The sequence below is a fragment of the Campylobacter portucalensis genome (assembly GCF_009690845.1).
In the GTDB taxonomy this organism is placed as follows: Bacteria; Campylobacterota; Campylobacteria; order Campylobacterales; family Campylobacteraceae; genus Campylobacter_B; species Campylobacter_B portucalensis.
In genome coordinates this window covers 1-23531 of sequence record NZ_VWSJ01000031.1, presented here as the reverse complement: position 1 = coordinate 23531, position 23531 = coordinate 1, and the positions used below count along the sequence as shown (strand labels likewise).

The window sequence follows — 23531 nt, the reverse complement described above, 5'->3', positions numbered from 1 at the left end:
ATGAAAAAAGTGATATTTTTATTAGCAATTTTAAGTAGTTTTGCTTTTGGAAAAAATATGTGGATTTACAATATCAAAACAAATTTAATAGATCCAAATAGTAATGAAGTTGTTGGTGAAATTTATGAAGGAACCCCTGTAAAACTTATAAAAAATCAAGGCGAGCTATCCTTGATAGAAGTAAAAGGTGTTACAAGTGGAGCTGATGAGAGATTTTTAGTTTATAAAAACGATAAAAATACAAACACTCCGCTATCTAGTTTTTTAAAATTAAATAGCGGAGTTGCAAAAAATGCTCAAAAATATTTAGTAAAAAGTTCAGATTTAGTTGATAGAGAATACCCTGCTTGGGAGGAGATAGAATTAGTTTATTATGATACTTGCACGAGTTGTCATGCAGGACATCATCCAGCTGAACACTTAATGAATGAGTGGGATGCTTACTTATCTGCTATGCAGTATTTTGCTAAGATAAATGATGAGGAAAAAGCTAGAATTTTAAGATTTTTAGAATCTCACGCAAAGGATGGTTTTGCAAAAGAAGAGGAGTAAATTTAAGGCTATAATATGGCCTTAAATTTATATTTTTGTGATATAATCTGCCACTATTCTTATCTTGGAGTGTAAAATGAAAAATGTTTTGAGTATAGCAGGCGTTGATCCAAGTGGCGGTGCTGGAATTTTGGCCGATATTAAAGTGTTTATCGCTCATAAAGTTTATGCAATGGGTGTTGTAACTGCTACAACTTCTCAAAATACTAAGGGTATTTTTGGTATGGAATTAGTTGATTCTAAAATTATTAGTGATGGTATAAAAGCTATTTTTGAAGATATAAAAGTTGATGCAATAAAAATAGGCGTAGTTCCTAGTGTGGATATTATAAACGCTGTTGCTTCAACTCTAAGAGAGATAAAAAATCGTCCCCCAATTATACTCGATCCTGTAATGGCTTGCAAAAATGGTGATATTTGGCTAGAAGGGGAAGCAAAAGAGGCTATTGTAAAATATCTTTTTCCTATCTCTACAATTATAACACCAAATAAATTTGAAGCACAAGAGATCTTGAAATTTGAGATTAAATCAAAAGATGATATGATTGAAGCTGCAAAAAGACTTTTAAATTTTGGTGTAAAGGCTGTATTTTTAAAAGGCGGTGAAATAGATGGAAATTCAGTTGATTTATTTTTAGGTAGAGACGAATTTAAATTTTTTGAAACTAAAAGACTGCAAACTAATAGCACTCACGGATCTGGTTGTTCTTTATCAAGTGCAATTGCTGCAAATTTAGCAAATGGCTTGACTTTAAATGATTCTGTAAGATTGGCAAAAGATTATGTGTTTAATGCTATAAATAAATCTTTTAAAGTTGGTAGCGGATGCAATCCTATCAATCATTTTTATGATTTTTATTAGTTTTATTGATATCTTTAGATGAAGATTTTTGCTTAAAATTTGGTTTTATTTGGCAAGTTTTTCCAAAAATTTCATCTAAAATTTTGTCATCATTGCAAGTTTGGCTAGCAAAACTTATAGTGCAAGATAGTATAAAAATAATAATTCTACTCATTATATAGCCTTTAAATTTTTGTGTAATTTTAATATATTATATTAAATATAAATTTTTAAATTATTTTTTAAAGATATTTTTTGTAAAATACGAGATTTAAAGGAAAAATATGCATACTCATGAGATTAAAAGATTTAATACTAAAAAACTTTTTGTTGGAAATGTCGCAGTTGGCGGAGATGCAAAGATAAGTGTTCAATCAATGACATTTTCAAAAACAAAAGATATTGATCATACTTTAAGTCAAATAAATAGATTGTATTTTGCAGGATGTGATATTGTAAGATGTGCAGTTTTAAGTAGCGAAGATGCAAGAGCTTTGGAGGTTATTAAAAAACAAAGCCCACTTCCTATAGTTGCTGATATTCATTTTAATCATAAACACGCTCTAAAAGTAGCACCATTTATCGATGCAATTAGAATAAATCCTGGAAATATTGGCGGCAAAGAAAAAATAAAAGCTGTAGTTGATGCATGCAAAGAGAGAAATTTACCAATTAGAATTGGAGTAAATTCGGGAAGTTTAGAAAAAGAGTTTGAAGAAAAATATGGAAGAAGCGTTAAAGGGATGATAGAATCAGCTAAATATAACTTTAAACTTCTAGAAGATTTTGATTTTAGCGATATTGCAATCTCTTTAAAATCAAGCGATGTCTTAAGTACTATGGAAGCTTATAGAGGTCTTAGAAGTGAGTGTATTTATCCGTTTCATTTAGGCGTTACTGAAGCAGGAACTTCATTTCATGCAACAATAAAAAGTGCTATGGCTTTAGGTGGGCTTTTATTAGAAGGCATTGGAGATACTATGCGGGTTTCAATAACTGGTGAATTGGAAGAAGAAATAAAGGTTGCAAGGGCTATTTTGCAAGATTCTGGTGTTCAAAAAAGTGGTATAAATATTATTTCATGTCCAACTTGTGGAAGATTGCAAAGCGATTTAGTAAGTGCAGTAAAGATTGTAGAAGAAAAGACAAAACACATAAAAACTCCTTTAAATGTTTCTGTTATGGGTTGTGTGGTAAATGCGTTAGGAGAAGCAAAAGGAGCTGATGTGGCTATTGCTTTTGGAAAAGGGCAGGGGCTTGTGATGAGAAAGGGTGAGGTTGTTGCAAAACTAAAAGAAGATAAACTGGTTGAGAGATTTTTAGAAGAAGTTGAAGATGAGGTAAATAGTAGAAATGAATGAAATACCATCAAATTTATATGATTTAGATATGGAAAGAGCTATTATTAGTTCTATTTTTTATAGTGAAGATGGATATAGTGAAATTCAAGGTCTTATAAATGAAAAAGATTTTTATTTAAAAGGTCATAGTGATATATTTAGGGCAATTAATGATTGCGTAAAAAATGATGAGCCTATAGATTTTGCGTTTGTCAAAAAAAGACTTTCAAATAAATATGATGAACAAATTTTTAGTGACGTTATCGCTGCAAATTCCATTATTGATATTGTAAAATACGCAAATGAGCTTAAAGAAAAAAGCGTAAAGAGATCTTTGATTAAATTGGCTCATAAAATTCCTAGTAAAGTAAATGAAAATATTGCTTCAAAAGATATGGTTGATGAAATAAGTGCAAATCTATACTCTTTGATTGAAAATTTTCAAAGTGGAAATATCAAAGAATCACCACAAATAATTAGTGAGTTGCTTGAAGAGATAAAAAAACAAAAACAAAATTTAGATAAAGATTTAGTTGGTCTTGACACTGGTTTTAGATATTTAAATGAATATACAAAGGGCTTTAAGGAGGGAGAACTTATAATAGTTGCAGCTCGTCCTGGTATGGGAAAAACTGCTTTTGTTTTAAATTTAATGCAAAAAAGTTTAAATTTAGGCAAGGGAATTGTGTTTTTTTCTCTTGAAATGCCAGCATCTCAATTAATGATGAGATTAATTAGTGCTATTACTTCTATATCGCTTTCAAATATTTTAACAGCTAAAATGACAGATGATGAATTTACAAGATTTGGCGATGCTTGCAATGATATGCTTGAAAAGAAGCTTTTTGTTTATGATGAGAGTTATGTTAATATCCACAAGGTTAGAACAGAACTTAGAAAATTAAAATCAAAACATGAAGAGATAAGTTTATGTATTATTGATTATATAGGGCTTATGACAAGTAGTAGTAATTTTAGTGAAAGACATTTACAAATAGCAGATATTTCTCGTGGCTTAAAGCTATTAGCAAGGGAGTTAAAAATTCCTATTATAGCACTTTCTCAGTTAAATCGTGGTTTAGAAAGCAGAGCAAATAAACGTCCAATGCTTAGTGATTTAAGAGAAAGTGGAGCAATCGAGCAAGATGCTGATGTTATACTTTTTGTTTATAGAGGTGATGTTTATGCACAACAAGAAGAGGATGAAAGACGTGAAAAATGGATAAATGAAGGTAAATCAATTCAAGATTATCAGCCTAAATTTGTGCCAAATGCAAATGGAGAAAAGGCTGAGATTATAGTTGGTAAGAATAGAAATGGTGCTTTAGGTTCCGTTGAGGTTACATATCAAAAAGAATTTACAAGATTTATAGATGGTAGCTTTGGAGCTGTTTTTGAAAATTCTTTTCAAATAGATGAGTAAAAATATAAATTTAAATAAAATTTTATTACTGGAGTAGTTTATGCGAGCATTTGCAGAGTGGGAGAGGCAAGAGGCTATATTTTTATCCTTGCCTCATTATAATAGTGATTGGAGGCCATATCTGATTGATATACTTCAAAGTTATGTTAAATTTGTAAAAGTTCTTGCAAAATTTCAAAAAGTTATATTAATCTCACCAAATAAATCTGACTTTCAACACTATTTTAGCGATATCAATAATGTTATTTTTTATGAAATTGATACTGATGATACTTGGATAAGAGATTATGGTGCTATTGATGTTGAAAATGCTAATCGTATAATTAGCTATGATTTTAAATTTAACGCTTGGGGTGGTAAATTTAAAAGCAGTAAAGATAATCTTGTAAATTTTGAGCTTTTTAAATCTTTCAAAGGTGAGTTAAGAGATATAGATTTAATCTTAGAAGGTGGAAGTATTGAATTTAATGGTTATGGAACTATGCTAACTACGACAAAATGTCTTTTAAATGATAATAGAAATAAAAATTTAAAAAAAGATGATTTTGAGAGAATTTTTAAAGAAATTTTTGGTGTGCATAATATTATTTGGCTAGAAAATGGCTTTATTAAAGGGGATGATACAGATTCTCATATTGATACATTGGCAAGATTTATAAACCACGATACAATAGCTTATAGCAGTTGTGAGGACGAAGATGATGAGCATTATTTAGAGCTTAAAAAAATGGAAGAGGAGCTTAAAAAGAGCGATTTTAAGCTAATTTCTTTACCTATCCCTAAGCCAATTTTTTATGAAAATCGTCGCTTACCTGCAACTTATGCAAATTTTATATTTGTAAATAACGCTTTAATAGTACCAACTTATAATGATAAAAATGATAAAATTGTGCTTGATAAATTAAAAAAAGAACTTCCAAATTTAGAGATTGTGGGCGTTGATGCAAGAGTGTTTATTAGACAAAATGGCTCTTTGCATTGTGCTACTCAAAATAGATTTTTAGGAAATAGATAAATTACATTAGATTAAATTTAAAGGATTATAAAAATGAGTGAATTTAGAATTGGTATTGTTGCACATAAATTTGAAGGAGATAAGAAAAAAACTATTAAAAAGACTTTAAATTTAATAGAAGAAGTTGTTCAAAATGGTGCAAATTTAGTCGTTTTGCAAGAACTTCATCAAAATGAATATTTTTGCCAAGTTGAGGATGTGAGGCTTTTTGATTTGGCAAATGATTATGAAGAAGATGTTAAATTTTGGAGTGAAGTGGCTAAAAAATTTGGTGTAGTTATTGTAACTTCTTTGTTTGAAAAAAGATCTGCAGGGCTTTATCATAACACCGCTGTTGTTTTTGATATTGATGGAAAAATAGCAGGAAAATATAGAAAAATGCACATTCCTGATGATCCAAATTTTTACGAAAAATTTTATTTTACCCCTGGAGATTTAGGTTATGAGCCGATAAATACGAGTGTTGGTAGGCTTGGAGTGCTTATTTGTTGGGATCAATGGTATCCAGAAGCTGCAAGACTTATGGCTTTAAAGGGGGCTGAAATTTTAATCTATCCAACAGCGATTGGCTGGTTTGATGGCGATGATGAAGATGAGAAATCTCGCCAACTTGAAGCTTGGATTGGCGTCCAAAGAGGGCATGCAATTGCAAATGGGCTTCCTGTGGTGGCAGTTAATAGGATTGGTTTTGAGGGCGATAAATTATCTTTAAATTTAATTGGAGATAGTGCTAAAGATGAGGGCGGTATTAGATTTTGGGGTAATAGTTTTGTGTTTGGAGCAGGTGGAGAGGAAATTTTTAGATCAAATTCTAGCGATGAGGTTTGCGAAGTTGTTAAAATAGATAAAAAAAGATGTGAAGATATAAGACGTTGGTGGCCATTTTTAAGAGATAGAAGAATTGATAGTTATTTTGATTTAACTAAGAGATTTTTAGATTAAGGATTTGTTATAATTTATGATGTTTTGATAATTGGTGGCGGTGCTAGCGGGCTATTTTTAGGTGCAAATTTAAAAGGAAAAAGAGTTTTAATTTTAGAAAAAAATGAAAAACTTGGCAAAAAAATTCTTATTAGTGGTGGCGGGAAGTGTAATATCACAAATGAATTTGTAAATAAGTTAAATTATAATGGTGATGAGATTTTATTTGATTTACTTAAAAGCAGTGAAATTTTAGATTTTTTTGGAGCAAAAAATTTTATAAAGATTAAAAATTTTCAGTATTTTTGCAAAAATGGCTCTAATTTTGTGCTTAAAACTCTTATAGATAAAAATAAATTTACAAAAATAAATTTAAATTCCGAAGTAATAGATGTAAAAAAAGATAAGAATTTATTTTGTATTTTTACAAAAAATGAGAAATTTTTAGCTAAAAATTTAGTTGTTGCAAGTGGTGGTCTTAGCTATCCATCGCTTGGAGTTAGCGATATTGCTTATAAGATTGCTTTAAAATTTGGATTGAATTTGAGTGTTTTAAAGCCGGCATTGGTTGGTTTTACCGTGCAAAAAGATGAATTTTGGTTTAAGAATTTAAGCGGAGTTAGCACTTTTGTTGAAATTTTAGTAGATGATAGAAAAATACGTGGCGATATGCTTTTTACACATAAAGGTCTTAGCGGTCCAGCTATTTTAAATGCTAGTTTATTTTGGGATAAAGGCAAGATGATGTTAAATTTTTTACCAAATTTTGATTTTAAAACTATAAAAAGTTCAAAAAAGCAGATTTCAACCAACCTGCCTTTACCAAAGCGTTTTATAAAAGAATTTTTAGAAATTTGTGATATAAGAGATAAGGTATTTTGTGATTTAAATAGCGATGAGTTGTGTAGGCTTTCAAGAATTTTTAACTATGAATTTGCACCAGCTGGGACTTTTGGTTATACAAAAGCAGAGATTACAAAAGGTGGCGTGAGTTTGAGATGTCTTGATGAAAATTTGCAAAGCAAGGATCATTTGGGGTTATTTTTTATAGGAGAGGCTCTAAATTTTAACGGAATGCTTGGCGGATATAATTTGCATTTTGCATTTAGTAGTGCCATTAGAGTGGCTAAATTTTTAAATTTTAGTATTTGATATTGATTTATTGTTTTTTTTTTTTTTTGATAAAATAAAAATATTTTTTATTAAAGGATAGGTAATGAAAAATAAATTTTTATTTTTTTTAGTTGGCATTTTTAGTCTGTTGGTGTTTAGTGGATGCTATAGTAGAATGCCTTTAGCTAATAAGGAAGAAACTCTTATGACTAAACAGTTTAATCCACCTCCTGCTGGCAAATCTGGGCTTTATTTATATAGAGATATTGGGCTTGGAGTTGCTGTTTATAGAACGCTTTTTATTGATGATGAAATCATCGCTGTTTTGAGGCCCAAACAATATAAATATATAATTTTAAATCCAGGTATTCATAAAATTAGTACTACATCTGAATTTGGACATAACCATTTAAAAATTGATTTTAAAGAGGGAAAAAACTATTTTGTTAAACAATATATGAAAATTGGCGTTTTTTTAGCGGGTTCAAATATAGTTGAAGTTAAGTCAGATAAGGCAATGAAAGCTTTAAAAGACAATAAATTTATAATGGTTAAATAGATAAATTTATAAAAGTAATTTATAAAAAAGAGTTTTAACTTTAGTAAATTTTAGCTTTTATTGTTATGAGTAGATGGAAATAGGTTGCTTAAGTATTACAAAAGAAAGGCTAAAAAGGGCATTTAGCCTAATTACAAGAGTATGTAAATTGTGTTATAAACGAAGCTTAAAACAAGCAAAATGAAGTTATTAAAAATTTAATTGTAAAGCAAGCAAGAGAGTTTTTATTATTAAGATGTTAAATTTAATTTTTTAACTTTTTTTCTCTTGCTTTAAAATCAGGCATTAAATTTTCTATATAATTATAAAAACTTTTTTGATGATGTGGATAGAGTAGGTGTGTTAGCTCGTGCAAAATGACATACTCTATCAAATCAGGGCTTTTTTCGACTAAATTTATAGCTAAATTTATGTATCCTTTTGTAGAGTTGCAGCTTCCCCATCTTGTTTTCATATCGCGAATTGTAACTTTATTTATATTTTTACCGATAATTGGTGCATAGATTTCTATAAATTTATTAAACTCATTTTTAGCAAATTCTTTTTTAAATTTAAGATATTTTTCTAAATTTGGTGTGTGAATTTCATCACCTATAATTTTAACACTTTTAAAGCTATCATCAAATTTAAACTCATAAATTTTGCCTAAAAGCATAGTTTTATTTTTTGGAAGTATTTTTGATTTTGCATTATTAGCTTTTGATCTTATCCATTCTAAATTTTCATTTAAAAACTTTTTTGCTAAATCTTTTGGATAATTTAGCGGCAAATTTAAACTAATAAAGCCTTGTTTATCAACTTTAATTCTTGCATATTTTATTCGCTTTTTAATTACAAAAATTTCAAATTCATCAACCTTTATAATAGTGCTCTTTGCTTGGAAATTCACCTTTTTTAACCTCATCAATATAATTTGTTAAAGCTTTTTGAACGAGCTCTTTACCATTTAAAAAGCGTTTTACAAATTTAGGCTTAAATTTATCAAAAAACCCAAACATATCACTCCAGACTAAAACTTGCCCATTTGTATTTGCACCTGAGCCAATGCCTATAACAGGTATTTTTAAAGAATTTGTAATTTTACTTGCAACACTTTCAACAACCCCTTCAACGACTATCATAGTAACTCCAGCTTGCTCTAAATTTAAAGCTAAATTTAACAAACTATCTGCCTCATTATCACTTTTGCCTTTGATATGATACCCACTTTCACATCTTGAGTTTTGCGGAATTAGTCCTATATGAGCGACAACTGAAATTCCATTATCAATGATATGTTTAATTATCTCAAGGTTATTAAAAGTTGCTTCTATTTTAATAGCATCAGCATTTGTTTCTTTGTAGGCTCTAACTGAATTTTTTAGAGCAATTTCTTTTGAGATAACACTTCCAAAAGGCATATCCATAATGATATATGAAAGTTTTGCTCCATTGCAAACTGCTTTTGTGTGATAAATCATACTATCCATTGAGGCTTCTAAAGTATCATTTTTCCCGCCAAAGCTCATCTCTAAGCTATCTCCAACTAAAATCATATCCACAAATCCATCAAAAATAGAAGCAAATAGCGCATCATAAGCTGTTATCATAGTAAGCTTTTGTTTTGAGTTTTTTAAGTAGTTAATAGTTACTTTTTTAGTGTGCATTTTTATCCTTTTAAATTAATTTTTTTTCTTGCCATTTTTTGCTTTTCCATCTAAGCGTATTTATGCTTCCTCTTAGCCACTCATCAGCCAAAAAACCAATCCAAACGCCCAAAATTCCCATTTCAAGATAAATTCCTAAAAACCATCCAAGCGGTATACTTACGCCCCACATAAAAATTATACCCATGTAAAAGGGAAATTTTGCATCTCCGCTAGCTCTAAGAGCATTTACCATAATTACATTTTGAGTTCTGCCAAATTCAAGAATGATTGATAAGAAAAATAGTGGAAGCATTAGTTCTTTTACGGAATTTGGTAGATTAAAAGCACTCATTATTAAATTTTTATTTAAAAAAACTACACCCAAAAAAATAGCAGTTATTAAAAATCCTATTTTTAAAGCTTTAAAACTTTGATGATATGCTTTTTCGTTTTCTTTTGCACCTACTAATCTAGCCACTATAACCTCATTTGCAATCCCAATGGCAGAACTTGCAAAAAATATAAAAGCTGAAATTTGAAAATATATGGTTTGAGTTGTTAAGCTATTAGAGCCCATACTTGCTACAAAACTAAAAGCTATTAGGTATTGAATGACCCATATTAAATTCTCACCAGCACTAGGAATTCCAATAGATAAAATTTTCTTAAGCAAATATAATCTTATATTTACAAATAAAGATATAAAAAGAGGAATTTTTACAACCTTTATTAGTACAAATAAAAGCATACAAACACCTAAAATTCTACCTGTTATCGTAGAAATTCCAACTCCACTTAACCCAAAAAACGGCAATCCAAATGGTTCAAAAAGAGCTATTGTGTTGCCACATATTGTTATAATGTTTATTATGATTGAAACAAACATAGTATGAGAAGCATAACCATAAGCCCTAATTACAGCTATTAAAACAACAGCAGTTGCGTCTATTGCAAATATAAGACTGATGATTCTTAAATATTTATAGCTTTCATTAAAAACATCTTGAGGAACTTGTAGAAGTTTTAATACTAAATTTGCAAAGAAAAATATAAAAATACTACAAATAATCCCAAGTCCCGCATTAAGCATAATGCTAATATGAACAGCTCTAATAGCAGTTTTTTTATCTTTAGCTCCTATTGCTTGCGAAACTAAAACAGAGCAACCAACAGCTAAAAGGTTAAATATATTTATAAAAAGTGAAAAAATTTGATTACCAGCACCCATTGCTCCTACTAAATTATGATCTATTAGACTAATCATATATGTATTTATCATTAAAGTTATGATTGATAAAAGCATATTAAAATAAACTGGTATAAAAATACTTATAAGTGAAACTTGTTTTTCCATAATTAAATTTAAAACTCTTTTTGAAATTTTTAACGAAGAATTATAGCTAATTTTATTTTATAAATAATAAAAATTTAGATAAAAATTTTATTTTTAGTTATTTTAAATGTATTTTTATTATAGTTTTATTAAATTTTGTGTAAAATAGCAAAATTTAATAAAAATTTATATTTAGAGGTAATTTTTGGCGTTTATTGATTTAATAGAAGTTAGTAAAAAATTTGGTTCTAACTCGGTTTTGAATAATGTAAATTTTAGCTTAAATGAAAAAGAAAGAGTCGCTATAATAGGAAAAAATGGTGGCGGTAAATCTACATTTATGAAAATTTTGTCTGGAATGTATGATGTAGATAGTGGGCGAGTTATAACACAAAATGGTATAAATATAGCTATGCTTGATCAAAATCCAAAATTTAATGAAAATTTGACAGTTAAACAAGCCATGATAGAAGAGCTTAGAGAAATTTTTGATGCTATAAAAGAGTATGAAAACACCCTAAATTTAATCTCGAAAAATCACAACGACAAAGAGCTTATGCAAAAAGAGAGCGAGTTAATTAAATTTATAGAAAGTAAAGATGGCTGGAGTATAGAAAATCATATAGAAAGAGTTATAGAAAATTTTGGCTTAAGAGAGTATAAAAATAGATTAATTTCTACATTAAGTGGTGGAGAGGTACGCCGTATAGCACTTGGTATTTTGGTGTTAAAAAAACCAGATGTTTTGCTTCTTGATGAACCTACAAACCATCTTGATGTTTATATGGTTAAATTTTTAGAAGATATTTTGATAAACTCAAAACAAACTATAGTTTTTATAAGCCATGATAGATATTTTATAGATAAGATTGCAACTAGAAGTATTGAAATTGAAGATGGAAAAATTTCAAATTTTGAAGGCGGATATGCTTACTATCTTGCAAAAAAGCAAGAAATTTTGGCTTCTATGCAAAAGAGCCATGAAACTCTTTTAAAACAGCTAAAAAGTGAAGAAGAATGGCTTAGACGAGGAGTTAAAGCAAGACTTAAAAGAAATGAAGGCAGAAAAGAGCGTGTTTTAAAAATGCGTGAAGAGGCAAAAAAAAATCCAAGCTTAATTAGAAAGATTAAACTAGAGCTAGAGCGAGCAAATGTAGGGATTAAACAAGTTAGCGACAATAAAAAAAAGATGCTTTTTGAGTGTATAAATTTATCTAAAAAAGTTGGTGATAAAATTTTATTTTCAGATTTTAATGCACGAGTTTTGCAGGGCGAAAGAATAGGTATCGTAGGTAAAAACGGTAGCGGAAAATCTACGCTTTTAAAAATTCTACTTGGAGAAGTTGAGCCAAATAACGGAGAAATAAAAAGAGGGTTGATCAAGATAGGTTATTTTGATCAAATGCGAAAAAGCATTAGTGATGATAAGAGTTTAATAGAAATTTTTTGTCCAAATGGTGGGGATCATATAATGGTAAGAGGGCATTATATGCACGTTTATGGATATTTGAAAAATTTTTTATTTCCTAAAGAATTTTTAGGAAAACCTGTTAGCGTTTTAAGTGGCGGCGAAAAGAACCGTCTAGCACTTGCTAAATTATTTACTGATGATTATGATTGTTTAGTTTTAGATGAGCCTACTAATGATTTAGATATTGCTACGATAAATATTTTAGAAGATTATTTGATGAGTTTTGAAGGTGCTGTTTTAATCGTAAGTCATGATAGGTATTTTGTAGATAAAACTACTAATAAATTATGGATTTTCGAAGAAGACAAAAAAATAAATCAAACTTACATTCCTTATAGCGAGTATTTAGAAGTAGAAGATGAAATTTCAGAGTTAAATAAAGTAGTAAATGAAGCAATTTTAGAAGAGAAAGAGAAAAATAGTTATAAAACTAGAACTAAAAAATTAAGCTTTAAACAAAATAAAATTTTAGAAGAGTATCCAAGTTTGATTGAAAATTTAGAAATTCGTATAAAAGAGTTAAATATAGCACTATCTACACCTGAAATTTATCAAAATCAAGGAATTCAAGAACTTTTTGAAGAGTTGGAAGAAAAAAAAGGCGATTTAGTAAAAATGGAAAATGAATATTTTGAAGTTTTAAATTTTGCTGAAAATTTGAAAATTTAGATTTATTTGCAAATAAATTTAAAAATTTTTAAGATAAATGAAGCTCAACAAAACAAAATCCTATTTTCTCTTTAATATATTGTTTGCATAAAACCAGCACTTTTAAATGTAAAAATTTTTCTTCATTACCTCCCCCTTTTAAAAAAAATTAATAGTTTTGCCACTATCTTTTTACACAAAAAATAGAAAAGAGGAGTTTTTATAAAATAATTCTCTACTATTTTAATATTGAAATTTGAATTTATTTAAAATTTTATTAAATCAAGATATAAAAATTTTTATGCCCTTTGTAAGCTAACTTTAGGGGATTGGTGTCATAATGCTTTTAAATAACAGAGGTGCAAACCTTATACTGGTAATAGAGTGGGTAAGTGGAGTTTAAGGAAATGCACAAGGAGAGATAATAAATTTATTAGATAATGGTAGTAACTATTATAGATTTAAAAAGTATGATCTAGATTTTACACCACAATGCATTTGTGAGATTAATGATTTTTTGGCTGTGAGTGTCCAAAAAAAACCTAGAGTCATATATTTTGTTATTTAAAGAAAATGAACTAAAATATACTTTTAAAATGCTGAAAATTTTTACATAAAAGAGATTGAAAAATTTAGAACAAATAAAATGACAAGAATAAGTAGGAGTATGTGGGAATTTTTAGATGATGGTATAAAAGATGAATATAATATCTATTTTAGCGTAATCTCACATCCTTTGGACCATTATATAAAAGTGTAGAATGAAACAAAGAGTTATCTAATAAGATGTTAAATTTTGTAGATGAAATAGAAGTAATAAATGCATCCATGAATTAAAATCAAATACAAAAGCTTTAAATTTAGGAGTAAGAACATCTAAATTTTTAACAACTTCAACAGACGCTCATTTGATAAAGATAATAGGTAATGTTATTACGGATATAGATTTTAAAAATTAAAAAATTAGCCACACATAATAGTTATTTAGATAGTTTTTATACGAAATCTATAACCATTACACAAATAACTAAATGCAATTTTATCATTCTGTCTTAAAAAAAGGAATTAGCCGTGTTTAATTATTTTGGTGATAATAAACAAGTTAAACAAAAAATATTTCAAGACAAAAGAGATAATTTTTTACAAAAACCAATTATATATTTATCAAATTTAAGAATAAAACCAAATTATATTACTTATTTTGGGATGTTTTTATTTTTTATATCTTGTTTATTATTATAAAATATCCATTACTAGGCGGAGTTTTACTTCTAACCTATTGCCTATTAGATGGAATAGATGGACTGCTTGTAAGATACTTAAAGATTGAAAGTAAAGCAGGAAGTTTAATAGATATTATGACAGATCAAATTGCTGTAATAGTTTTGCCTATTTTAAGTGTTTTATATTTTGATACGAATTTTGTTTTTGCGTATCTATTTGGTATGTTTTATATAATAGAGATATTTTTACTCACAATTTTAAATAGCTTAAATATCAAATTTGGATTTGTTTTTAGAGTAAAATATTTTTATTATTTTTTATTTTTCTTATCAGCTTATTTTGGTAGAGATTTTTTATTGTGGTTTCATATAGTATTTGGGATATATTATCTCATACACTCTTTTATATTATATAAAATATTATCAGTTAGCATAATATTTTATTCGAAATGAATTTAAAATTTTATTTTTTATAAAGGATATTATTATACAGGCTTATGAGAAAATAAATCAAATTTGAAAAAATATATATTGTGAATTTAAATAAATTTTTTTAATAGCCTGGCTATAATTCTTAAATAAAATTTATGATATTTTAAAAATATATATGTTTTATTAATCTATAAATACTATAATTTTTTTTAATTGCAGATTAAATGAGGGAAATTTATGAGTGAAATTTTACAAAATATAAAAAACGAGGTTAAAAAAGTTTTAATAGGTCAAGATGAGCTTTTAAATTCTTTATTGATTGGTCTTATTTCTAATGGACATATCTTGGTTGAAGGTGTTCCTGGACTTGCTAAGACAACAGCCATAAATGCTCTTGCAAAAAGTTTAGGGCTAAATTTTAAAAGAGTTCAATTTACGCCTGATTTACTACCTAGTGATATTATTGGCACTGAAATTTATAATATCAAAACAAGCGAATTTAGCATAAAAAAAGGTCCTGCTTTTACAAATTTGCTTTTGGCTGATGAGATAAATCGAGCTCCATCAAAAGTGCAGTCAGCCTTACTTGAGGTTATGCAAGAAAAACAAATTACTATAGGCGATAACTCCTTTAAACTTGATGATCCTTTTTTAGTTATGGCTACTCAAAATCCAATAGAACAAGAAGGAGCATATAGGCTTCCAGAGGCCCAGCTTGATCGTTTTATGATGAAAGTGATGGTTGATTATAATACATTTGATGAAGAGATTGAAATTATTAATCGAGTTGTATTGAATGGATTTGAAGATATTAAGCAAGTGGCTAGTAGGGATGAAATACTAAATTTAAAACAGCAACTAAAATTAGTGCATATCGATAATGAAGTTAAAAAATATATAATTAAACTCATAACTAGCACTAGAGATAAAGCATTAAAAATAAGCGAATTTTTAGAATTTGGAGCAAGTCCTAGAGCTAGCATTGATCTTTTGAAAGCAAGTTTAGCTCATGCGATGCTTAATGGCAAGGATTATGTAAGCCCTCTTGATGTTATGAGTGTTGTAAAAAATGTTTTAAGACATAGAATTTTATTGAATTATAAAGCAAGAGCTAAAGGAATCACTCCTGATAATGTTATAGATGATATAATTTCAGACATAAAGGCACCTTAGTGCAAACATCAAGAGAAATTTTTTTAAAAGCCAAAAAGAATATTTTTAACTCTAAATTTGGTTTAAATGAGAGTCTATTAAAAGGCGATGGGCTTGATTTTAGAGAAATAAAAGAGTATGAAAATGAAGATTTAAGACGCATAAATTGGAAATCAACAGCAAAAAGCGGTAGTTTAAAAACAAATGTTTTTAATGAAACAAAACAGATGAATATTGTTTTTATATTTTTATTAAGTGGCGGTTTAAATTTTGGATCATTTAAGTTAAAAATAGAACTTGGTGCAGAAATTTTAGGGCTTATAGGTCTTAATAGCATATATCAAAAAAATTCATTTCATACGATGTTTTTAAGTCAAAAATATGAAAAATTTTATCTAAATTTAAAAGATGAGGTTGAAATTTATGACTTGATTCAAAAGGCGTTAAATTTTGAAATTTTAGGAAAAAGTGTTGATTTCGATAGTTTTGAGCTTAATAAATATTTTTCGCAAAAAGCAGCAGTTTTTGTTGTAAGTGATTTTTTAGATGATATTGATTTAAGTAAAATTGCTTTTAAAAATGATGTTTATGCATTGATTTTGAGGGATAAATTTGAAGAAAATTTGGATATTATTAGCGATTTGGATTTTATAGATGCTTCTAATTTTAAGTCTTTTGAGTTAAATTTAACAAAAAGTAGCATAAAAAAATATCAAGAAATTTTAAAAGCCCACGATGAAAAAATGATAGAGCATTTTTTAGAAAATAAAATAAATTTTGGTAAGATTTACACAGATGAAGATGCGATTTTAAGCCTTCTTAGAATAGTGAGAGCTTGATGGAAGCTATAGAAAATTTAAAAGATATTAAAGAAATAGTTGAAATAAACTCAAGTTTTTTTGGATTGTATTTAATTATTTTTATATTTTTAGCTGTTTTGTTGATTTTTTTATATAAAATGATATTTAAAAAACATAAAAAATCAAGAGATTTAACACAAAAAGATTTAGCATTAAAAAATTTAAAAAATATTAATTATTTGGATGCTAAGAGTAGTGCATATAAATTTTGTATGAATTTTGTGTATTTTTTAGATGAAAACAACTCAGAAAAATTTAAAATTTTAGATAAAAAGCTTCAAATTTATAAATATAAAAAAGAAGTTCCAAATTTAGATGAAGATTTAAAAAATCAGATGATAGAGATGATAAGAGAGATAAAATGCTAGAATTTGAAAATTATTTAGCTTTTTTGATACCATTATTTTATATTTTTGCATTAAAATTTTTTAAGCAAAAAAGACAGAGTTTGTATTTTTCAAATGTCAAAATGCTAAAAAAAGCCACAAAAAAAGATAATTTAGTTTTAGAAATTTTTAAATTTTTATCTATACTTTTTTTAAGTATAGCTCTTGCAAGTCCTGTGAAAATTAATGAAAGCTTGCACTCCAAAACAAAAGGTTATGAGATTGCACTTATGCTTGATATGAGTGGCTCAATGAAATCTTTTAATAGATTTGCTATCATTAAAGAGATATTAAATGACTTTATAGATAAAAGAAAAAATGACTCTATTGGGCTTAGTGTTTATGGGGATTTTGCTTATATTGCTGTTCCTCTAACATATGATAAAAATAGTTTAAAAAGATTGATTGATACTCTTAAAATAGGTATGGCTGGAAATAAAACTGCACTTTATGAAGGACTTTTTTTAACTACAAATTTATTCAAAGACAGCACCGCTAAAAATAAAATAATAATTTTACCAACAGATGGAGAAAATACTATTGATTCTGTTCCTTTTGATGTGGCTTTAAATTCAGCTAAAAAAGAGGGAATAAAGGTCTATACTATAGGTATTGGGTTACCTGGCGGATATGATTCTAGGGCACTTCAAATCATAGCACAAGAAACTGGCGGAAAATATTTTAATTCAAATACAAAAAGTGAGCTTCAAGAAATATATAATGAAATTGATAGTTTAGAAAAAAGCGAGATACAATCTCAAAAGTATGTTAAAAAAATTTACTATTTTGAGTATTTTTTGGCTTTTGGTTTAATATTTTTAATTTTAGTGTTTTTTATGCAAAATAAAAGGTTTTTAAGATGATAGAATTTGAAAATTTATGGGTATTGTGGCTTTTAATTATAGCCTTTTTTTTGCTATTTTTTATCAGTAAAACAAAAATATCAAATTTTAGACCCGAAATTTTAGATAAAATTTATGTAAAAAGTAGAGGTTTTTCTAAAAGAATACGTAAAATTTTACTGATTTTATCTTTTATTTTTTGCATAATAGCTCTTGCAAGACCGATTTTAAATAATGGAGAAATAAAGGTTAGAAAAGATTTTATAAATTTAGCTATTGGAATTGATATTTCAAATTCAATGATAGTTGATGATGTTTTTCCAAATAGATTCGAGTTTGCAAAAAATAAAATTTTTTCTTTTTTAAAAAATGCCAATGATAAAGAAATCTCACTCCTTGGTTTTAGTGATAGAGCTTTTTTGATATCTCCTTTAACTAACGATTTTAATTCTTTATCTTTTTTGCTTAAGAATTTAAATTTTAGCCACTTAAAACTAAAAGGAACTAGCGTTATGTCGCTTTTAGAATCGGTAAAATCATTATCTAATGATGGTGGGGCTTTGGTTATTTTTACAGATGGTGGCGATAATGAGAATTTTGAAAAAGAGATAGAATTTGCAAATAAAAATAACATAAAAGTTTTTGTATATTTAGTAGCCACTGATAAGGGTGGGCTTTTAAAAAGTGAAAATGGTAAAATGGTGCTTTTAAAAGCAAATCGTAAGATTGGAGATTTGGCTTTAAATACTGGTGGAGATATTATGCAGTATTCTTTTGAAAATTCAGATATGGGTAAATTAAATAAGATTATAAGCTCTAAATTTAGTGCAAAAAGCGAAGAAGATGAGATTATAAAAGATAAAAAAGAGCTATTTTATTATCCGCTTATTTTAGCAATAATCCTATTTTTTATGGCAAATTTTTCATTACCGCAAAGGAGAAAAGCGTGAGAAAAATTTTATTATTAATAATTTTTTTAAATTTATCTTTTGCAAAAATATTTGATTTTTATTACGAAAATAAGGCAAATTCAGCTTATTTTGATGGAGATTTTAAAAAAGCTGCTAAGAGTTATGCAAAGATTGATTCTCAAAAAGCTAAATATAATGAAGGAGTTTCTTTATATAGAGATGGAAATTATACTGGTGCTATTGAAAAATTTAAAGAAGTAGAGGCTGAGGAGTTGAAATTTGAAAAACTATATAATTTAGGTAATTCATATGCAAAATTAGAAGAAATTGACAAGGCTATTGAAAATTATGAAAAAGCTCTTAAAATCAAAAACGATGAAGATGCAAAATTTAACCTTGAGCTTTTAAAAAAACAAAAAAACAAAAAAGAGCAAAAAAATGACAAAAAAGAGCAAAAAAATGATACAAAAGATAATGAAAATTCAAAAGACGATAAAAATATGAATCAAAAAAATCAAGATAGCAAAGACAGTAATAGCGATAATCAAAAGAAAAATGAAGAAGAAAAAGATCAAAATCATCAACCAAATAAGCACAAAACTCAAAGCGATGATGAAAATTTAAATAATCAAAAAAGCGATAATAATGGTAGCAAACAAAAAGAACAAAATTTTAAATATGATAAAGAAAAAGCCATTAATGAGCTTGAACAAAAAAGATGGCAAAATATACTGCAAAAGCGTGATATTGGTACTTTCATAGTTCCACTAAAAAATTCAAAGGAGAAAAATGAAAATCTTAAACCTTGGTAAAATTTTTATATTGTTTATATTTTGCATAAATTTATATGCAAATGTTGAAATAAAATTAGATAAACCAGCGATTTATAGAGGAGATATTGCAAATTTTAGCATAATCGCTAATGGTTCAAATGTAGAATTTCCTACTATTAAAGAGATAGACGGTTATCAAATTTTAGGTGTATCTAACTCTAATAAAACAATTATAATTAATGGAGATGTTAAAAAAACAGAGATAAAAAGTTATAGTTTTAGACCTGATGGCGATGTTGAAATTCCTAGCTTTGAAGTTTTGATTGATGGTAAAAAATTTAATACCAATCCAGTAAAAATAGATGTTGTGGAGCCAAAAGCGACAAAAGATGGCGAAGATTTTGTTTTGGAGATTGGAGTTGATAAGAAAGAGATTATGCTTGGAGATAGTGTTAAATTGTATCTTAAATTTAAATATAAAATAGATGCAAAAATTGATGATTTTAAATTAGATTTTTTAAATGTAGATGGTCTTAGTATAAAACAAATTTCAAAACCAAACATAGCTAGAGAGGATGATTATATAATAAACGTTATTGAATTTAGTATTACTCCGCTTGTTGCAGGAGAGTTTAATTCTTTAAAATCATTAGCTTATATTGGACGCTATGAAGATAATGGCTATCCTTTTGATATTTTTTCAAATTTAAATTATAAAAAATTCTTTTCAAATTCTCTAAATTTAAATGTCAAGCCATTGCCAGATGGTGCTAAAATATATGGTAAATTTGATATAAAAAGTAGTGTGGATAAAAAAGTGGTTAATGCAAATGAGCCTGTAAATTTAACTCTTCAAATAAAGGGCGTAGGAAATTTGCAAAATATAGAAAAATTTAGTTTAAATTTGCCAAATGGGGTTGTTTATAGCAATGAACCTGATATAAAAACTATATCTGTAAATAACGAAAATAGTGTTGAGTTTTTGCAAATTTTTTCTATAGTAAGTGATATGAATTTTACAATACCTAGCTTTAGTTTTAGTTATTTTGATAGAGATTTAAACAGTACAAAAACCATAAAAAGCGATCCAATAAATATAGAGGTAAAAAACCAACCATCAAAAAGCAATCTAAATCAAGTTATGCCCCCAAAAATTCAAAAAAATTCATCCAATAAAACACTCGATACTACACATCAAAATGATAAAAATTTATTATATTTAATGGTTGGAATTTTGAGTGGATTTTTAGCTTTTTTCGTGTTTAGTAAGATTAAAAAATTCAGATTAAGTAAAGAAGATAAGCCAATAATTTGGCAAATTTCAAAAGTTAAAAATGATAAAGAGCTTTTTAATATTCTTTTACCTTATGCAAAAAGTAGCGATTTTATAGATAAAATTTTGCAAAATTTAGAAGAAAATTTATATAAAAATTCCAATCACAAAATAGATAAAAAAGCTATCATAAGATATTTTAAATCCCTATAAAAAGGGATTTAAAACTATAAGTATCCAAACATAATAGTAAAAATATAGCCAAATATGCAAGAGGTTACAACACCTATTAATCCAGGTGCTATAAAGCTATGATTGACAACAAATTTTCCAATATGAGTTGTTCCGCTTCTATCAAATTGAATTGCTGCTAAATCGCTAGGATATGTAGGTAGTATATAATATCCATAGCAAGCTGGTGCAAAGGCTAATATCAAAGCAGGATTAACACCTATACCTAAAGCCAAAGGAACAAAAGCAACCAACGCCGCCGCTTGCGAATTTACAAATTTTGAGATTAGAAGTAGCATAATTGCATAAGTCCATGGGTAGTCATTTACGACTGAACCTAATGCTTCTTTTAGCATCGGGGTATGGACTGAAAACATTGTGTGTGCCATCCAAGAAATTCCAAAAACTGCAACAAGAGCAACCATTCCAGACCTAAAAATTTCGTTTTTTGAAATTTTATTTGCATCTGTTTTACATAAAATCAAAATTAAAGATCCAACTAATAGCATAAAAATTTGTATTGTATAAGTCATGCTAAGTGTTGATTTTGAAGTTATTTTGTTTGATAAGACTATTTTTGCATTTTCATACTTTTTTGTTTTTTTATCAGATGTTGTGTAATTTACGTTTAAACCATCTTTAAATAGCTTTAAAACACTGCCATTTTCATTTGTAACTATTATATTTGAGGCATCTTGTTTTGGATTTATTTTGCTATTTGTAACCTTTATGTTTTGACCATCTACTTGAATATTACCATCTTTTATAATTATATTTTCTAACACCTTTTTATTGTCAGATATAATTTGCAGGCTTATTCCTTCTTTTGTCACATTCCAGCTAGGGCGTAAATCTTTAAAATATCCCAAAACAGCTACAATAGCAATAGCACCTAAAAATAACCACATAGCAAGCCATTGTTTAGCAGGTAATTTTTTATCCAGAAGTGTTATGCTATCACCATAGACAAATTTTTTAAACTCGGGATTTTTTAATCTTTCTTGAAAAATTTCATCTTTGTCTAAATCTTTTCCTCTAAACCAGCTAAAAATACCAATAGCAAAAACTCCGCAAAATGTCGAAGGTATCGTAATTTTTAATAAATCCACATATCCATTAAAACCTGCTAAGTGGTGATCTGCATTGATTAAAAATGCAGTTAAAGTTACAACAGCAACCGAAACCGGACTAGCTATAATGCCCATTTGGCATGCAATAGTGCTAGCTGCCATTGGGCGTTCTGGTCTTATATTATTTTTAATGGCGATATCATAAATTATAGGCAAAACCGTATAAACAACATGTCCAGTTCCGCAAAGTATCGTTAAAATGCAAGTTATAAAAGGTGCTAATATGCTTACGTATTTAGGATTTTTTCTTAATATTTTTTCCGCTATTTGAAGCATAACATCAAGCCCGCCACTTGCTTGAAGTGTTGCACTAGCTACAACAACTGCTAAAATGGTTAGCATTACATCAATAGCAGGCTTGCCTGGATTAATATTGAATCCAAAAACTAATATTAAAAGACCAATCCCTCCTAACATTCCAAGAGCAACACCACCTTTTTTAGCTCCGTAAAACAAACATACAAGAACTATTAGAAGTTGTATGAAAAACTGCGTTCCATTACTTAAATTTGTAAGAAATTCCATAACTCCTCCTTAAAAAGTTATTGCAGAATTATACTAATTTAAAATTTAAAAAAAGTTTATATTTGGTTAGATATTTTAAAATTTGTATATAAAAATGAATTTAATCTTAGAAATCAAAAACAATATAAATATAAAAATTTAAGCAAAAAATAGTGTAAATTTGCTAGCTTTTTGGTTTTAAAATTAAAATAGTTTTTATATGACTTAATAAGTTAAGTCTATTTTTAATTATTTTAACACTATTTTTTAAAATAGAATGTGATATAAATCTTTGTAATTTTTATTAATATTATTCATATGTTTACCGCTTAGTTTTAGATATTTTTTTGTAAACTTTATCATTAAAATTATAAAGTATTTTTTTGTAAAGCGATTAAAAAAGTAAAAATACTTTATAAATAAAATTAGTTTTTAAATTCTTAAGTGAATAATTTTATCCTTTTAATCATAATTTAAAACTTTTTTGGAAATTAAGTTCAATTAAGCTTGGATTTGTTTTATTTCTTTAAATTTAGAAGTTAAATTTAAAGAAATTTTAATGTTTTTATCAAAAAGCTAAAATTGTAATCATAAAGCTAATTTCGTTGATTGCTGGATTGATAAGAGCTATCATACAAAAGTAAATTTACTAATAATGTGGATTTAGCATAGCAATCTTTTTTGATAATTGTAGCAATATATCGATTTTTATCCCTACTCACTATTTTATATGTAGTTTAAATTTGCATTTGTGCTTTTATAGATATCTTTTAGCAAATCCCGATTTCTATAGCTTTTCATTATCTTGTATCTCATCTTGTAAATTCTTTAATACTCCACTACCTTTTAAATTTAAACCCTCAAAGCTTAGAGTTTTGTTATCATAGGTTGTTGTAAAATGACTAAATAAATAAGAATTTTTAAAAGCACTAAAATGTTTAAAAGTGCGATGGTGTGGGGGTTTGATAAA

The 23531-nt window shown here is 27.4% G+C and carries 23 protein-coding genes; 17 read left to right on the top strand and 6 right to left on the bottom strand.

Annotated features, from left to right (window positions below; genetic code table 11):
• A complete protein-coding gene (locus tag F1B92_RS07440; protein WP_154571219.1) occupies nucleotides 1–552 on the top strand; it encodes a hypothetical protein in 552 nt (183 codons plus the stop codon).
• 76 nt (nucleotides 553–628) lie between these two features.
• Entirely contained in the window at nucleotides 629–1414 is a 786-nt protein-coding gene (gene thiD, locus F1B92_RS07435) for a bifunctional hydroxymethylpyrimidine kinase/phosphomethylpyrimidine kinase (protein WP_154571218.1), read from the top strand.
• Here thiD and F1B92_RS07430 read toward each other — a convergent pair.
• On the bottom strand, nucleotides 1389–1568 hold the full coding sequence (locus F1B92_RS07430) for a hypothetical protein (RefSeq protein ID WP_154571217.1): 180 nt from the start codon (nucleotides 1566–1568) through the stop codon (nucleotides 1389–1391). The two genes, thiD and F1B92_RS07430, sit on opposite strands and share 26 nt — an antisense overlap.
• A 109-nt stretch (nucleotides 1569–1677) precedes the next feature.
• Between F1B92_RS07430 and ispG the strand changes: the two genes are divergently transcribed.
• The 6 genes from ispG (at nucleotide 1678) to F1B92_RS07400 (ending at nucleotide 7764) form a co-directional block, all read left to right on the top strand.
• On the top strand, nucleotides 1678–2754 hold the full coding sequence (ispG, locus tag F1B92_RS07425) for a flavodoxin-dependent (E)-4-hydroxy-3-methylbut-2-enyl-diphosphate synthase (RefSeq protein WP_154571216.1): 1077 nt from the start codon (nucleotides 1678–1680) through the stop codon (nucleotides 2752–2754).
• Nucleotide 2755: 1 nt separating this feature from the next.
• On the top strand, nucleotides 2756–4156 hold the full coding sequence (locus F1B92_RS07420; protein WP_407643640.1) for a replicative DNA helicase: 1401 nt from the start codon (nucleotides 2756–2758) through the stop codon (nucleotides 4154–4156).
• A gap of 40 nt (nucleotides 4157–4196) precedes the next feature.
• The gene (locus tag F1B92_RS07415) at nucleotides 4197–5171 is read left to right on the top strand and encodes an agmatine deiminase family protein (protein WP_154571214.1); all 975 of its coding nucleotides are present in this window, start codon (nucleotides 4197–4199) and stop codon (nucleotides 5169–5171) included.
• A 33-nt stretch (nucleotides 5172–5204) separates the two neighbouring features.
• The gene (locus tag F1B92_RS07410) at nucleotides 5205–6113 is read left to right on the top strand and encodes a carbon-nitrogen hydrolase (RefSeq protein ID WP_154571213.1); all 909 of its coding nucleotides are present in this window, start codon (nucleotides 5205–5207) and stop codon (nucleotides 6111–6113) included.
• Between the two features lie 24 nt (nucleotides 6114–6137).
• Nucleotides 6138–7244, top strand: coding sequence for a BaiN/RdsA family NAD(P)/FAD-dependent oxidoreductase (locus tag F1B92_RS07405; protein WP_154571212.1), 1107 nt, complete (start codon nucleotides 6138–6140; stop codon nucleotides 7242–7244).
• Between the two features lie 64 nt (nucleotides 7245–7308).
• Complete coding sequence (locus tag F1B92_RS07400; protein WP_154571211.1) at nucleotides 7309–7764, top strand: DUF2846 domain-containing protein; 456 nt, start codon at nucleotides 7309–7311, stop codon at nucleotides 7762–7764.
• Between the two features lie 244 nt (nucleotides 7765–8008).
• Here the strand turns inward: F1B92_RS07400 and F1B92_RS07395 are convergent, their stop codons facing one another.
• From F1B92_RS07395 to F1B92_RS07385, 3 genes are read right to left on the bottom strand one after another with little or no spacing between them, the layout of a single operon-like run.
• Nucleotides 8009–8653, bottom strand: a complete 645-nt coding sequence (locus F1B92_RS07395; RefSeq protein WP_326833125.1) for a M48 family metallopeptidase — start codon at nucleotides 8651–8653, stop codon at nucleotides 8009–8011.
• Nucleotides 8616–9410, bottom strand: coding sequence for a 3-methyl-2-oxobutanoate hydroxymethyltransferase (panB, locus tag F1B92_RS07390; protein WP_154571209.1), 795 nt, complete (start codon nucleotides 9408–9410; stop codon nucleotides 8616–8618). The genes F1B92_RS07395 and panB overlap by 38 nt, the downstream gene beginning before the upstream one ends.
• A gap of 10 nt (nucleotides 9411–9420) precedes the next feature.
• The gene (locus tag F1B92_RS07385; protein ID WP_154571208.1) at nucleotides 9421–10746 is read right to left on the bottom strand and encodes an MATE family efflux transporter; all 1326 of its coding nucleotides are present in this window, start codon (nucleotides 10744–10746) and stop codon (nucleotides 9421–9423) included.
• Between the two features lie 184 nt (nucleotides 10747–10930).
• On the opposite strand from F1B92_RS07385, the gene abc-f reads away from it, so the two are divergent.
• From abc-f to F1B92_RS07340, 9 genes are all read left to right on the top strand, one after another.
• Entirely contained in the window at nucleotides 10931–12865 is a 1935-nt protein-coding gene (abc-f, locus tag F1B92_RS07380; RefSeq protein WP_154571207.1) for a ribosomal protection-like ABC-F family protein, read from the top strand.
• Nucleotides 12866–14001: 1136 nt separating this feature from the next.
• Nucleotides 14002–14520 (top strand): CDP-alcohol phosphatidyltransferase family protein, encoded by a 519-nt coding sequence (locus tag F1B92_RS07375; protein WP_326833129.1) that lies wholly within the window; start codon nucleotides 14002–14004, stop codon nucleotides 14518–14520.
• A 216-nt stretch (nucleotides 14521–14736) separates the two neighbouring features.
• Nucleotides 14737–15672 (top strand): AAA family ATPase, encoded by a 936-nt coding sequence (locus tag F1B92_RS07370; RefSeq protein WP_154571205.1) that lies wholly within the window; start codon nucleotides 14737–14739, stop codon nucleotides 15670–15672.
• The gene (locus F1B92_RS07365) at nucleotides 15672–16490 is read left to right on the top strand and encodes a DUF58 domain-containing protein (protein ID WP_195836325.1); all 819 of its coding nucleotides are present in this window, start codon (nucleotides 15672–15674) and stop codon (nucleotides 16488–16490) included. The genes F1B92_RS07370 and F1B92_RS07365 overlap by 1 nt, the downstream gene beginning before the upstream one ends.
• On the top strand, nucleotides 16490–16879 hold the full coding sequence (locus F1B92_RS07360) for a hypothetical protein (RefSeq protein WP_154571204.1): 390 nt from the start codon (nucleotides 16490–16492) through the stop codon (nucleotides 16877–16879). Before F1B92_RS07365 ends, F1B92_RS07360 begins: the two co-directional genes overlap by 1 nt.
• The gene (locus F1B92_RS07355) at nucleotides 16873–17760 is read left to right on the top strand and encodes a vWA domain-containing protein (RefSeq protein ID WP_154571203.1); all 888 of its coding nucleotides are present in this window, start codon (nucleotides 16873–16875) and stop codon (nucleotides 17758–17760) included. Before F1B92_RS07360 ends, F1B92_RS07355 begins: the two co-directional genes overlap by 7 nt.
• Nucleotides 17757–18689, top strand: coding sequence for a vWA domain-containing protein (locus tag F1B92_RS07350; RefSeq protein WP_154571202.1), 933 nt, complete (start codon nucleotides 17757–17759; stop codon nucleotides 18687–18689). Before F1B92_RS07355 ends, F1B92_RS07350 begins: the two co-directional genes overlap by 4 nt.
• A complete protein-coding gene (locus F1B92_RS07345; protein WP_154571201.1) occupies nucleotides 18686–19462 on the top strand; it encodes a tetratricopeptide repeat protein in 777 nt (258 codons plus the stop codon). The genes F1B92_RS07350 and F1B92_RS07345 overlap by 4 nt, the downstream gene beginning before the upstream one ends.
• The gene (locus tag F1B92_RS07340) at nucleotides 19440–20909 is read left to right on the top strand and encodes a BatD family protein (protein ID WP_154571200.1); all 1470 of its coding nucleotides are present in this window, start codon (nucleotides 19440–19442) and stop codon (nucleotides 20907–20909) included. The genes F1B92_RS07345 and F1B92_RS07340 overlap by 23 nt, the downstream gene beginning before the upstream one ends.
• Before the next feature lie 14 nt (nucleotides 20910–20923).
• Here F1B92_RS07340 and F1B92_RS07335 read toward each other — a convergent pair whose 3' ends face one another.
• On the bottom strand, nucleotides 20924–22582 hold the full coding sequence (locus F1B92_RS07335) for an anaerobic C4-dicarboxylate transporter (protein ID WP_154571199.1): 1659 nt from the start codon (nucleotides 22580–22582) through the stop codon (nucleotides 20924–20926).
• 766 nt (nucleotides 22583–23348) lie between these two features.
• On the bottom strand, nucleotides 23349–23531 hold a 183-nt coding region (locus tag F1B92_RS08840), incomplete at its 5' end, for a hypothetical protein (protein WP_195836324.1).

What these genes read in the sequence shown, in the direction of transcription:
- F1B92_RS07360 (WP_154571204.1), top strand. Translation starts at nt 16,490, where the DNA reads ATGGAAGCTATAGAAAATTTAAAAGATATTAAAGAAATAGTTGAAATA.
- F1B92_RS07370 (WP_154571205.1), top strand. Translation starts at nt 14,737, where the DNA reads ATGAGTGAAATTTTACAAAATATAAAAAACGAGGTTAAAAAAGTTTTA.
- F1B92_RS07350 (WP_154571202.1), top strand. Translation starts at nt 17,757, where the DNA reads ATGATAGAATTTGAAAATTTATGGGTATTGTGGCTTTTAATTATAGCC.
- thiD (WP_154571218.1), top strand. Translation starts at nt 629, where the DNA reads ATGAAAAATGTTTTGAGTATAGCAGGCGTTGATCCAAGTGGCGGTGCT.
- ispG (WP_154571216.1), top strand. Translation starts at nt 1,678, where the DNA reads ATGCATACTCATGAGATTAAAAGATTTAATACTAAAAAACTTTTTGTT.
- F1B92_RS07410 (WP_154571213.1), top strand. Translation starts at nt 5,205, where the DNA reads ATGAGTGAATTTAGAATTGGTATTGTTGCACATAAATTTGAAGGAGAT.
- panB (WP_154571209.1), bottom strand. Translation starts at nt 9,410, where the DNA reads ATGCACACTAAAAAAGTAACTATTAACTACTTAAAAAACTCAAAACAA.
- F1B92_RS07430 (WP_154571217.1), bottom strand. Translation starts at nt 1,568, where the DNA reads ATGAGTAGAATTATTATTTTTATACTATCTTGCACTATAAGTTTTGCT.
- F1B92_RS07415 (WP_154571214.1), top strand. Translation starts at nt 4,197, where the DNA reads ATGCGAGCATTTGCAGAGTGGGAGAGGCAAGAGGCTATATTTTTATCC.
- F1B92_RS07335 (WP_154571199.1), bottom strand. Translation starts at nt 22,582, where the DNA reads ATGGAATTTCTTACAAATTTAAGTAATGGAACGCAGTTTTTCATACAA.
- F1B92_RS07440 (WP_154571219.1), top strand. Translation starts at nt 1, where the DNA reads ATGAAAAAAGTGATATTTTTATTAGCAATTTTAAGTAGTTTTGCTTTT.
- F1B92_RS07355 (WP_154571203.1), top strand. Translation starts at nt 16,873, where the DNA reads ATGCTAGAATTTGAAAATTATTTAGCTTTTTTGATACCATTATTTTAT.
- F1B92_RS07400 (WP_154571211.1), top strand. Translation starts at nt 7,309, where the DNA reads ATGAAAAATAAATTTTTATTTTTTTTAGTTGGCATTTTTAGTCTGTTG.
- F1B92_RS07385 (WP_154571208.1), bottom strand. Translation starts at nt 10,746, where the DNA reads ATGGAAAAACAAGTTTCACTTATAAGTATTTTTATACCAGTTTATTTT.
- F1B92_RS07340 (WP_154571200.1), top strand. Translation starts at nt 19,440, where the DNA reads ATGAAAATCTTAAACCTTGGTAAAATTTTTATATTGTTTATATTTTGC.